Here is a 12,859-nt window from a genome sequence, read left to right as displayed (position 1 = left end):
GCCAAATAAATAGCCCTCACATGAAGTATGTAAGGGCTGGATTAATTCATTTATCTATTTTAGTTTACCGCGACTTTTAATTTATCACGTAACACCATTGGTAATATACCACCATGACGGTAATAATCGACTTCCACATCACTATCAAAACGGGCGACAGCTTTAAATTCAGTTGTTTTCCCATTTTCATCAACGGCAGTGACGTTTACTAAGTCATTTGAGCTAACCGACTCGTCAATTTCAACATCAAAGGTCTCTTTACCGGTTAAGCCTAATTTCTCCGCGCTTTCTCCTTTTTCAAACTGTAATGGGAGTATCCCCATCATTACCAGGTTTGAACGATGAATACGTTCGAAACTTTCAGCAATAACTGTTTTAATACCTAACAGATTTGTACCTTTAGCTGCCCAATCACGTGATGAGCCCATTCCGTAATCTTTGCCACCCATAACGAGTAATCCGGTACCCTCCTGTTGGTATTTCATTGCAGCATCATAAATTGGCATTATCTCTTCCGTAGGCCAATATGTTGTATAACCGCCTTCTGTTCCTGGTGCCAATAAGTTACGAATACGTATATTAGCAAATGTACCACGCATCATAATTTCATGATTACCACGACGTGAACCATAAGAGTTGAAGTTTCGAGGTGAAACTCCCTTTTCCTGCAGATGCTGACCTGCCGGCATATCTTTTGCAATTGCCCCTGCAGGAGAAATATGGTCTGTTGTTACTGAATCACCAAATTTCCCGATCGCACGCAGGTTGTTCAGGGCGTTAACAGAGCCTGGTTCTTCTGATAATTCCTCGAAAAATGGCGGATTTTGAATATAGGTTGATTCGCTATCCCATTCAAATAAAGGCTCATCTGTTGTGTCAATTTCATTCCATCTTTGATTGGAATCAAAAACATTTTCATATTCTTTTCGGAAGATTTCCGGCTTAACAACACTGTTTACCTGTTCTTTAATTTCTTCCATTGTAGGCCAAATATCCTGCATATAAACAGCATTTCCATCTTTATCTGTACCAAGCGCCTCTTTGGTTAAATCAACATCAACGGTACCTGCCAAAGCATATGCAACAACGAGTGGTGGAGAAGCTAAGTAGTTAGCTTTCACTAATGGGTGAATACGACCCTCAAAGTTACGGTTACCGGACAATACAGATGAAACTGTCAAATCATTATCAACAATGGCCTTTTCTATTTCAGGTCTTAGTGGTCCAGAGTTACCGATACATGTTGTACAACCATAGCCTACTAGGTTAAATCCTAATTGATTGAGGTATGGCATTAATCCGGAATCTTCTAAGTAACGTGTAACGACTTTGGAACCTGGAGCTAAGGATGTTTTTACATAGTCTGGAACTTCCAATCCTTTTGCGATAGCATTTTTGGCAAGTAATCCGGCACCCAACATAACATAAGGATTGGATGTGTTCGTACAAGACGTAATTGCTGCAATCGCAAGTGCACCTGTTTTCATCACAGAAGTATTCTTGTTTGGATGTTCAACTGTTACCTCTTTGTCAAACTCGGATTTATCCATACCGAAGCCTTGATTACCTTCTGGTGCAGTAATCGATTTATTGAATTCTTTTTTCATATCGGAAAGAGCAATTAAATCTTGTGGACGTTTCGGTCCGGAAAGATTTGGTTCTAGTTCCGAAAGATTTATTTCTACCACCTCTGAGTATTCAGGATCTGCTTGCTCCGGTGAATACCAAAGATCATTTAGTTTACAGTATTGTTCTACTAAATCAATTTGCTCTTGATTACGGCCTGTTAAGTGAAGGTAATTCAATGATTCTTGGTCCACAGGGAAAAATCCGCAAGTCGCTCCATATTCAGGTGCCATGTTTGAAATGGTGGCACGGTCCGCAAGTGGCATATCCTGCAGGCCCGGGCCGAAGTATTCCACAAATTTACCAACAACATTCTTTTCACGCAGGACTTGAGTTACTTTTAACGCTAAATCAGTAGCTGTTGTTCCATTTGGGAAACTCCCTGTAAATTTGACACCAATTACTTCAGGTGCAGGGAAAAAGGATGGCTGGCCAAGCATTCCTGCTTCCGCTTCTATACCACCAACACCCCAACCTAGTACGCCAAGACCATTGATCATCGTCGTATGAGAGTCTGTTCCCATAAGTGTGTCAGGGTATGCATCATACTCTCCATCTTCGTTCTCTATACCATGGACAACGTTTGCAATGTATTCCAGATTTACCTGGTGCACAATACCTGTTGCCGGTGGTACGGCACGATAGTTATCAAACGCCTTTTGCGCCCAGTTTAGAAATTCATAACGCTCCGCATTTCGCTCAAATTCCAAATCCATATTTGCCTGAAGTGCATTAGGCGTTCCATATTGATCCACTTGTACAGAATGATCGATTACTAAATCAACCGGTACTTCGGGATTTATTTTATCAGGTTCACCGCCCATATCCACCATAGCCTTACGTAATGATGCAAGGTCAACTACTGCAGGAACTCCAGTAAAATCCTGTAAAATAACACGTGAAGGTTTAAATGGAACATCTGAATCCTTGCCTTCTTTTGTACCCCATTTTGATAATCCTTGTACATGCTCGTCTTTAATTTGATGACCGTCATGCTGGCGAACTAGCGATTCTAAAAGGACACGAACAGAAAATGGCAACCGTGACACTTTACCCAAGCCAGCTTCTTCCAGCGCTTTTAATTCATAATAGTTATACGTTTTTCCATGTAAGTCAAATTGTCTTTTAGCATTGAACGCATTACTCATATGGTTTAATCCCCTCTCCATCGTATTTTTGCTCCATTACCCCAATTCATATTTTTCTATGAAACTGGTAACAAATAGCAAAAGGTTTTTCATTCTAAATTTCATATCTTTATTATGAAAGAATACAAAAAATATTTCTACTCTATATATCTTAAATCAATTTGTCGGATAAAACAATTGATTTAAGTAAGTTAACCTATACAAAAAACTTATTTGTAGTAATAAGTTAAGGTTATATTAAAAACTATAACTAAAAATGGTTAGTTATATTAAGCTATGGAGAAACTGATTCGAAAGGTGCTCCCCTTATGTCTGTTTTGTTCTATTCCTAATGTTGCATCATGATGTTTTAATATTTGTTTTGATATCATGAGCCCTAACCCTGTTCCATTTTCCTTCGTCGTAAAGAATGGCTCACCCAATTTGTGAATTATTTCATCCGGTATACCTGAACCCTCATCACTAATACTTAATATAACCTGCGTCTGAGTATATGTTGTTGCCAGTCGAATAGTTCCACTATAATCCATCGATTCAATCGCATTTTTAACTAAATTAATTAAAACCTGTTTTATTTGTGAGCGGTCACAATGAATAAAACCTTTATATGTATCTTCGTATTCAATGTTGATGTTCTTTACATTTGCTTGTGCCCTCAGTAATACGATAACATCATTGATCATTTCATCCATAGATTCACTTTTCATTGTTTCTGTTAGCGGTTTTGATATAAATAGTAATTCAGAGGTAATCGATTCCATTTTCTCTATTTCATCCAACATAATTTTATAGTATTGCTCATTTCCCTTCACTCCTGCTTGCATTAATTGCAGGAAACCTTTTAAGGACGTGAGCGGATTTCGAATTTCATGTGCTATCCCTGCAGCAAGTTGTCCTGCTATAGACATTTTCTCGGAACGTATCATCATTTCTTCTGCTTCTTTTTTATCCGTAATATCTTTAACTGTGGCAATATAACATATTCTATCATTTTCCTCATCTGGCATCTTTGCAATCGTACACTCTGACCAAATATACTTTCCTTGCTTATTTAAAATATTAATAGTAAAGGTTTGAGGCGTAACTATATGTTGATTAAAATTTCGTATTATGTATGTAACATCTTCCGGTGAGATTTTTTCATGCCATACTAAATCTTCCAAATCAGTCGAATTGTATCCTAACAATCTTTCAATTGATTTGGAAATATAAAGCACCTTTCCATATTGATCCCATACGGTTATAATTTCATTTTTATTATGTTCAATCCATGAGAGCATATTAGAAGGCAGTGTTGATAAATCAGAAAAAATGTCACCATCTTGTTTCTGATTTAAAATGTTAGACGTTTGTTTGTTTTTTCTATCAATCGGATTATAATCTTCAAATTCCAACATGTCTCCCCCTCGTATCATATATTTAGACATCCTATCTGCATTTTCTCTGTTAAAAATGTATTCATGTTTAACAATAGATTTTTCTCTTTTTGATTATATGATAAATTATACAGTAATATGACGCTTGTTTGTACGTGATAGTCCTATTATAATAATAAATAGTAGATTGTTTATTACATTAACACCTAATTATTAGTAATAGTACTATAAAGACGATGAAAAATAAATTGCTTTGAGTGTTAAATTTAAAAAAAGCTAATATATCATTCCTCGATAAATAAGAAATAGGGGGTGTCAGAAATGGTCGACTATTTAATTGTATTATGGGGATTTATTATGATAGCGCTGATGGGAATTGGCGGTTTCTTCATGTTTCGTAAGTTCTTAAAAAAGCTGCCAAAAGAAGATGGTAAATCCAATATGGACTGGGAAGAATATTACATGGAACAAACAAGACATATGTGGGAGGAAAATGAAAAAACACTACTGGAAGAACTAATTTCCCCCGTCCCAGAATTGTTTAGGGATGTGGCAAGACATAAAATTGCAAGTAAAATAGGTGAAGTAGCATTAAAGAAACAACAGGGTAAAATTACACAGGATATATTGATTGAAGGATATATTATAGCCACTCCAAAAAGAGATCATAAATTTCTAAGAAAAAAGCTCAAACAAAAAAATATTGATGTGACTCCATATGAACCCTTTTTTGAACAGTCACAGTCCGATTACTCCACCAATTGGCGGGAACGTTACTATAAGAAATAAACGAATGCGCCTAAACCAAACGGTCCAGGCGCATTATTATGTATTAATAATTTAGATTCTTTTCAAGTTGTACAAACTTATACAACATTGACAGTCGCCATGTAACAATCATACCGAAAGCAAGAATAAAGAACATCCCACTAGTCTGTCCCAGAGATATTGTGCTTCCGATAGCCAACTTGAAAATGATTCTAAAAAGTAATAGACCAACCAGTATAAAGGCAAAAGCCTTAGATGGAATTAAATAAATATCCTGATCACGGATTTCAAATTTAGATGTTTTAATGAGAAAGATGGAGCAAATAATTCCCACAGCCAAAGCTTCTAGAACCTGTACCCATCTAATCTGGAACACTGGAAAAATAAACATGAAGGCTCCGGTACTCATAAACAATGGTGGCAAGATAATTTTTTTTATGGATGCTGGCTTTTTTGCAGCTTTTAACCGCATCACTATCATAGCACCAGCCATAAATGCTGCCACTACGGTACTTGCAACTAACCAAAACATACGGATCACACTCTCCCTAAACCAGCTGCATATAATCAATTTAATCATAGTACAAGACAGTTTAAAAGTCCATTAAAAGCCCATAAATCCAAACCATCCTGCTAAATAGGCGGTTAATTTTGTCATCCAGTCAAAGAATAGTGCAATTCCCATAAATATCATAATATAGCCACCGATTTTTACTAATCGAGCACTATGTTTCCGAATCCATTTTAACTTTCCAACAAAGAAAGATAATACGAGGAATGGAATGGAAAACCCTAATATGTAACTAACCATCATAATCATACCAATGTCAGGATTAGTCGCAGCTAATGAGAGTACGATAGCAAGAATAGGTCCCATACATGGCGTCCATCCCAAGGAAAAGGCCATACCAATAAAGAAAGAACCCACAAACCCTGCTGGACGATTTTTAAATGTAATCTTTCTGTCCTTCATTAGAAATTCAAAATTGAAAACCCCAACGATAACAAGACCAAAGAAAATAATGACAATCGCACCTATTTGCCTGATAACATCCTGGTATGTTATTAAAAACTCTGAGATAAAAGATGTAGTAAAACCAAGCATAATAAAAATACTTGAAAACCCGATCAGGAAGAAAATTGTATGCATTAAAGCTTTTTTATTCACTTTCCTATTATCTTCTTTTAATTCGTTTACACTCATACCTGTTATATAGGATAAAAAGGCAGGATAAAGAGGTAATACACACGGTGATATAAATGATAAAAATCCCGCGCCAAAGGCAATGAAGATATTAATTTCGGACATTTAAATCCCCCCTAACATTTGCTTCTTTTATTTTACCAGAAGAGAACTTAAAAAAAGCGAATGTTTTTGACAATTACCTGACTCTTGTAAAAACGTCTAATGAACAAAGACCCCCTTTACTATTTCCGAAACAGCAAAGGGGCTATTGTGCAAATTTATTAGAAAACTCGGCTTTGCCAAGCTTTTACGGCGAAGTCAAAGCCCGCAATATGCAGATAAGAAAGTTTTATACTTTCTTATCTACCAAATAGTGTATAATTGCGCTACTTTTTACCGGATTGATTCTGATTCTCCATGGAACGCATCATTTGGTTAATTTTTTTCTGAGATGGCTTTTGTCCCATTTGCATCATTAATGTACGAAGCATTTGCTCATTAATTGGCGGATTCTTTTTTAGGTAGTTCATCATATATTTTCTGGCAATAAAAAATCCAAGAGCAACACCAGCGATTAATGCTGCTATAGCTATAAGTACAACCCATATTGTGTTCATGTCAAGCTTTCCTCCTTCGTGTTGTCCCTCATATAGTATAGTAAATTCGAGTTAAGAATACAACACTTGTTCACTATAATAGTTTCCACTATATGGGATCGGTGAAATCCAACCATAATTTTCTATGTTATTACCTATTATAAAAAGAATGGGTTGAAATTGCCTTAGCATAGGAAATAGAAACTCCTCTGCATCCTCTAATGTTTCACATCGAAATTTTAAATGTTTTTCACTGATATGTAAAGAAATTAACTGTTTGTTTTTATGTAACTGAATGTGTGATCTTTCCAATTGAAATACAATATAATTTTCACGACAATATCTTTTAATATGAGAGATCAATATATTTTTAGGAAAACGATTGATAATATAGTCATGTTGTATTTTCAGATCTGCCCTATTCTGATTTTTTTGATAGTCTCTCATAAAACGATATAAAATGCCACTTTTATAAAAATAGTGTTTGGCAACATCTTCTTTTATCCAAAAAATAGAATACTCATACATTGTAGATTCCCCCTTTTACAACCTATTATACGTATTCTACTCCTAAATAGTGTCATTTTATGGTGCTGTTTTACACTAGTTTTGTCGAATAAATAAAAGATGGCTCCGTTGACTGGAGCCATCTGACTAATTTTATTTGATTAATGATTCTACATACTGAATGACATTATCTACTGTGAAACCATATTCTTCAACAACTTTATCTCCATTTGCAGAAGCGCCAAATGTATCAATACCTAGTATCTTACCATGATCACCAACATAGCGTTCCCAGCCAAATGGGGAAGCCATTTCAATTGCTAAGCGACTTTTTATATGAGGTGGTATCACCTCGTTTTTATATGCTTCAGCCTGAGCATTAAAGCGATCCCATGAAGGCATACTGACAACTCTTACATCAATATTTTTTTCCTTCAGTGCTTTTTGTGACGCTACAGCTAATTGAACTTCTGATCCGGTTGCCAGTAATAGTGCATCCGGAGTTTCTTTTTCAGAATCGCTTATTACGTATGCACCTTTTTTAACACCTTCATAAGCTTTTTCCTTAGTTCCTTCTAAAGTGGGAAGATTTTGTCTGGTTAACACTAATCCGGTTGGCTGATCTTTGGATTCCAAAGATAATCTCCAAGCTGCCTGTGTTTCATTTGCATCTGCCGGCCGAATAAGTGAAAAACCAGGAATTGCACGTAAGGCTGCCAAATGCTCAATCGGTTCGTGTGTCGGACCATCTTCACCGACTGCGATCGAATCATGTGTAAAAACATAAGTAACGGGTGCATTCATAATGGATGATAGGCGTAGTGATGGTTTTAAATAGTCACTAAATACAAAGAAAGTACCCGCATAAACATTTAATCCACCATGTAAGGCCATACCATTCAACGCTGCAGCCATACCATGTTCGCGAACACCAAACCATATATTTCTGCCTGCATGGTTCTTGCGCGTGAAATCATCTTCATCATTAATGGTTGTCTTATTAGAACCAGCTAAATCTGCACTCCCTCCAAATAAATTCGGGATTGTTTTAGCTATTGCATTTAAAACTTTACCAGAAGATGCTCTCGTCGCGAGCGTATCTTTTTCAGGTTCAAACACTGGTAATTCCTTCTCCCAATCTGCAGGGAGCTCACCTTTTATGGCTAGTTCCAGGTCACCTGCAAGTTCAGGATAATCTGACTCATATTTTGCTAAAAGTGTATTCCAGTTTTGCTCTGCCTCTGCACCCTGGTTACCGATTTTTTCATTGAAATCAGAATATACTTCTTCAGGTACATGGAAATCATCATGTGTCCATTTGTAATACTCTTTTGTTAATTTTACTTCATCTTCACCAAGTGGTGCTCCATGTGACGCGGCAGAAGCTGATTTATTCGGTGATCCGTACCCAATAACTGTTTTAACCTCAATTAATGTAGGTTGATCCGTATTTTCTTGTGCTGACTTTATTGCATTTCTTATATCATTTATATTGTTACCATCTTCTACACGAATGACCTGCCAGCCATATGCTTTAAAACGTTGTTCGGTATTATCGGAAAATGAACGATCTAAATCACCATCTAGTGAAATATCATTTGAATCGTATAGTGCAATTAATTTACCTAAACCGAGATGCCCTGCTAAAGATGCAGCTTCATGAGAAATTCCTTCCATTAAATCACCATCACTCACGATAGCGTATGTATGATGATCAACAATAGATATATCTTCTTTATTAAATTTGGCTGCAAGATGTGCTTCAGCCATCGCCATGCCAACTGACATGCCAATCCCCTGACCAAGTGGTCCAGTTGTAGCTTCTACGCCATCTGTGTGATGCACTTCCGGATGTCCAGGAGTTTTAGAACCCCACTGACGAAAACCTTTTAAATCATCGATAGTAACATCATAGCCGGATAAGTGAAGTAAACTGTATAAAAGCATTGAGCCATGACCTGCTGAAAGAACAAACCGATCTCTATTAAACCATTTGGAGTTCTTTGGATTGTGATTCATAAAATCCGTCCATAACGTATAAGCCATTGGTGCAGCTCCCATAGGGAGGCCAGGGTGACCTGAACTCGCGTTTTCTATTGCATCAATAGATAATGTGCGGATTGTGTTGATTGATTGTTGTTCGATGTTATTCGACATATTGTATACTCCTTTCACATTTAAAGGCAAATAAGTCTTCTACCCATCCTTTATTCTATAACTAAATAAATCTCCTCACAAGTAAAACGAAGACGTATTTGCAAACATGTTAAAAATCAGCTAATGTTTTTTGTTTCTTTCTTGTAGATCCCTTGCTTTCTCAGGCGTAACGTCTTTACCCTCTGGATCTATTACCTTCATGCTTTTAAGTTGATTTTTAAATGAACCACGAACACTTTGCAGGTATTCTTTGCGAAGTGCTGTTTGTTCCTCTTTTTCTTTATCAGTTAAACCTTCCATTTTTGATTTTTTCGATAGTTGATTTATACGGTCTATTTTTTCTTTTGACAGCATTTGGAATTACCTCCATTACATCTATATCAACAAGGCAGAATTATATATTATTCCTGCGTTCTTTATATTACTATTCCTGCATATGGTTATCAAGTTTTATGAAACTCTTGATATCTTCGGTGTACAGTGGCCTTAGATACAGAATATCCCATGCCATTAAGCGTACTTGCAATTTCTTCAAATGTTAAGTTATTACGCCTTAAACGCACCACTTCTTCAATTGGAAAAGGAATTCTTTCTCTTCCCGGCGCTTTATCGTAATTAGACAGATTACGTCTCGGATCATACCCTTCCTTGATTGCTTTTCTCATTCCTCTTTTGATTTTTGTATTATGAATCTTACGTTGGTATTCTTCCACAACGCCAACGATCTGTAATACCATTGAGTCTGATTCAGATACTTCCAGCTCTCCATCATGAATAACGGTATAGATAGAAATATTTAATTTTTGCAGCTGATGAAATAATGCGATTTTTGTATTACCGCGGCCTAATCTTGTTTCATCTTGTATCAATAGGCAATCTGCTGCTCCTGTGGAAAAATAATCAAGCATTTGAAAAATACCATCTCGATCAATCTCATATCCGCTCATCTGTTCTTCTATACATTTTATGATAGGAAAGTTGTAGCGCTTTGCCAGATTTGTTAGTTCCTGCTTTTGTCTGGCTAACGATGTTTCCTGTTCTGTTTTATTTGTACTAACACGACAATATATAATAGCTTTCACGTTGATTACCCCTTAATTTGAAATTATCCACTTGTTACCATTGCAAAATATAAAAATGCTAAAGTCAATCCAAAAGCAACTAAGTAAAATACATCTGTTTTTGTGATTTTTTCAAACATATTATAATGCCTCCCCATTAATTTTAGGAACTTTTGTTCGTCGTTATATACAGTATTACACGAACACATGGTCCTGTCAAGAAATTTCGAACGAACGTTTGCGTTTTTTAAAATATAGTGATAAACTATCATTAATAAATATTATGTGAGAGGTGTTAGCTGGATGACTAAATTATCCAAAAGGCAACAAATGATACTCGATTACATTAAAAATGAGGTAAGTAAAAAGGGTTATCCGCCATCTGTACGCGAAATAGCTGTTGCAGTTGGACTTGCTTCAAGCTCTACAGTGCACGGCCATCTTGCTAGAATAGAAGAAAAAGGCTATATTAGAAGAGATCCGACAAAACCTAGAGCAATTGAAGTGCTAAATCTATCAGAAGATAGTTCTATTCCAAGAGAGGAAGCACGGTATGCTCCATTGATTGGTAAAGTAACTGCAGGACTTCCTATCACAGCGGTCGAGAATATTGAAGAATTCATTCCATTACCAAGTTCAAGCGCTGGGCCGGATGATAATTTATTTGTACTTGTTATTGATGGCGAAAGCATGATTGAAGCGGGAATTTTAGATGGCGACATGGTAATTGTTAAACAACAAAACACCGCACAAAACAGTGATATTGTTGTTGCGATGACCGAAGAAAATGAAGCAACCGTAAAACGTTTCTTTAAAGAAACGGACCATATACGCTTACAACCGGAAAACGCAACCATGGATCCATTAATCTATGAAAATGTAACAATCCTAGGTAAAGTTATTGGGTTGTACCGTAATATTCATTAGATCGTTAAGCCGAAGCACATAATATGCAGAAAAATAAGCTACCTGTGTTAGCAGGTAGCTTATTTTTATAATCTATATACTAGCTTTTAATAAGTCGTTAAATACTGTTCTCTCTCCCATGGATGCACAGTAGACCTGAACATGTCCCATTCAATTTCTTTTGCTTCCACAAAGTGTTCAAATAAATGTTCACCTAAAGCATCTACAATTACGTTGCTTTCTTGTAATTCATTCAAAGCACCCATCAATGTAGCAGGCAAATCCTTAATGCCATTTTCTTCACGTTCCTCCTTCGTCATTACATAAATATTGCGATCAACAGAACTTGGTGGTGTTAATTTATTTTTCACTCCATCCAACCCGGCGGTAAGTAATACTGCCATAGCCATATAAGGATTAGCGGAAGGATCTACACTTCGTACTTCAATTCTGGTGCTTACACCTCGTGAGTATGGTACACGAACTAATGGGCTTCGATTAGCTGCAGACCATGCTACATAAGACGGTGCTTCATAACCAGGAACTAATCTTTTATATGAATTTACCGTCGGATTGGTAACAGCTGTAAAGTTTGTAGCATGTTTAATAACACCAGCAGTAAATTGATATGCCACATCACTTAATTGCAACTCGCCATCTGTATCATAAAATGCATTTTCACCATCTTTGAACAAGGACATATTTACATGCATTCCTGATCCATTCACACCAAACAAGGGCTTAGGCATAAATGTTGCATGTAGATTATGTTTTCTGGCTATTGTTCGTACAACTAATTTAAACGTTTGAATATCATCAGCATGTTTAACAGCATCAGCATATTTAAAATCAATCTCATGTTGACCAGGTGCTACCTCATGGTGGGATGCTTCAATTTCAAAACCCATTTCTTCCAATTCGAGCACGATATCCCTGCGGCAGTTTTCCCCTAAGTCAGTTGGTGCTAAATCAAAATAACCACCATGATCATTAAGCTCTAATGAAGGAGCTCCGTTTTCATCTAACTTAAATAAAAAGAATTCCGGCTCTGTTCCAATGTTAAATGCATCAAATCCTAACTCTTCCATTTTTTTAATATTTCTTTTTAAATTATACCGCGGGCAACCAGCAAATGGAGTCCCATCAGGGTTATAAATATCACAAATAAACCGTGCTACTTTCCCCTTCTCCGATGTCCATGGAAATACCACAAAAGTTTCTAAATCGGGGTATAAATACATATCTGATTCTTCGATACGAACAAATCCTTCAATAGAAGATCCGTCAAACATCATTTTATTGTCCAGCGCTTTATCCAATTGACTTAACGGAATCTCCACATTTTTGATGGTCCCAAGCATGTCAGTAAATTGCAAGCGAATAAACCGTACGTTCTCCTCCTCGATTTGCTTCATAATTTCATTCTTTGAAAGTTTCTTTCCCATTCATTCTCCTCCTATTAATTTTATTTAAAGTATGTATTTAGAGAAACAAAGCTTTTATTAATGGCCAAGTTTCGCCTATACTT

At 36.4% G+C, this 12,859-nt stretch carries 12 protein-coding genes; 2 read left to right on the top strand and 10 right to left on the bottom strand.

Annotated elements, in window-relative coordinates:
• Positions 1–59: 59 nt before the first annotated feature.
• Both acnA and KFZ58_RS09300 read right to left on the bottom strand, forming a co-directional pair.
• Entirely contained in the window at positions 60–2,774 is a 2,715-nt protein-coding gene (gene acnA, locus KFZ58_RS09305; protein ID WP_235794519.1) for an aconitate hydratase AcnA, read from the bottom strand.
• 269 nt (positions 2,775–3,043) lie between these two features.
• Positions 3,044–4,168, bottom strand: coding sequence for an ATP-binding protein (locus KFZ58_RS09300; RefSeq protein WP_235794518.1), 1,125 nt, complete (start codon positions 4,166–4,168; stop codon positions 3,044–3,046).
• Between the two features lie 303 nt (positions 4,169–4,471).
• On the opposite strand from KFZ58_RS09300, the gene KFZ58_RS09295 reads away from it, so the two are divergent.
• Positions 4,472–4,939, top strand: coding sequence for a DUF2621 family protein (locus tag KFZ58_RS09295; protein WP_235794517.1), 468 nt, complete (start codon positions 4,472–4,474; stop codon positions 4,937–4,939).
• 43 nt (positions 4,940–4,982) lie between these two features.
• Here KFZ58_RS09295 and KFZ58_RS09290 read toward each other — a convergent pair whose 3' ends face one another.
• The 7 genes from KFZ58_RS09290 to KFZ58_RS09260 all read right to left on the bottom strand — a co-directional run bounded on the left by KFZ58_RS09290 (position 4,983) and on the right by KFZ58_RS09260 (position 10,446).
• Complete coding sequence (locus tag KFZ58_RS09290) at positions 4,983–5,450, bottom strand: CcdC family protein (RefSeq protein ID WP_235794516.1); 468 nt, start codon at positions 5,448–5,450, stop codon at positions 4,983–4,985.
• 72 nt (positions 5,451–5,522) lie between these two features.
• Complete coding sequence (locus KFZ58_RS09285) at positions 5,523–6,227, bottom strand: cytochrome c biogenesis CcdA family protein (protein ID WP_235794515.1); 705 nt, start codon at positions 6,225–6,227, stop codon at positions 5,523–5,525.
• A 263-nt stretch (positions 6,228–6,490) separates the two neighbouring features.
• The gene (locus tag KFZ58_RS09280; protein ID WP_235794514.1) at positions 6,491–6,721 is read right to left on the bottom strand and encodes a YneF family protein; all 231 of its coding nucleotides are present in this window, start codon (positions 6,719–6,721) and stop codon (positions 6,491–6,493) included.
• Positions 6,722–6,772: 51 nt separating this feature from the next.
• Positions 6,773–7,228, bottom strand: a complete 456-nt coding sequence (sirA, locus tag KFZ58_RS09275; RefSeq protein WP_235794513.1) for a sporulation inhibitor of replication protein SirA — start codon at positions 7,226–7,228, stop codon at positions 6,773–6,775.
• A gap of 132 nt (positions 7,229–7,360) precedes the next feature.
• The gene (gene tkt, locus KFZ58_RS09270) at positions 7,361–9,364 is read right to left on the bottom strand and encodes a transketolase (protein WP_235794512.1); all 2,004 of its coding nucleotides are present in this window, start codon (positions 9,362–9,364) and stop codon (positions 7,361–7,363) included.
• 120 nt (positions 9,365–9,484) lie between these two features.
• Entirely contained in the window at positions 9,485–9,718 is a 234-nt protein-coding gene (locus KFZ58_RS09265) for a DUF896 domain-containing protein (RefSeq protein WP_235794511.1), read from the bottom strand.
• 89 nt (positions 9,719–9,807) lie between these two features.
• The gene (locus tag KFZ58_RS09260) at positions 9,808–10,446 is read right to left on the bottom strand and encodes a YneB family resolvase-like protein (protein ID WP_235794510.1); all 639 of its coding nucleotides are present in this window, start codon (positions 10,444–10,446) and stop codon (positions 9,808–9,810) included.
• Between the two features lie 282 nt (positions 10,447–10,728).
• On the opposite strand from KFZ58_RS09260, the gene lexA reads away from it, so the two are divergent.
• Positions 10,729–11,352 (top strand): transcriptional repressor LexA, encoded by a 624-nt coding sequence (gene lexA / locus KFZ58_RS09255; protein ID WP_235794509.1) that lies wholly within the window; start codon positions 10,729–10,731, stop codon positions 11,350–11,352.
• Between the two features lie 86 nt (positions 11,353–11,438).
• Here the strand turns inward: lexA and glnA are convergent, their stop codons facing one another.
• Positions 11,439–12,776 carry a type I glutamate--ammonia ligase gene (glnA, locus tag KFZ58_RS09250; protein ID WP_235794508.1) on the bottom strand — a complete coding sequence of 446 codons (1,338 nt, stop codon included), beginning with the start codon at positions 12,774–12,776 and terminating at the stop codon, positions 11,439–11,441.
• Positions 12,777–12,859 lie beyond the last annotated feature (83 nt).

The sequence above is a fragment of the Virgibacillus sp. NKC19-16 genome, assembly GCF_021560035.1.
Classification (GTDB): Bacteria; Bacillota; Bacilli; order Bacillales; family Amphibacillaceae; genus Virgibacillus_L; species Virgibacillus_L salidurans.
The sequence above is the reverse complement of the archived record's forward strand: the minus strand, read 5'-3'. Positions and strand labels throughout refer to the sequence as shown.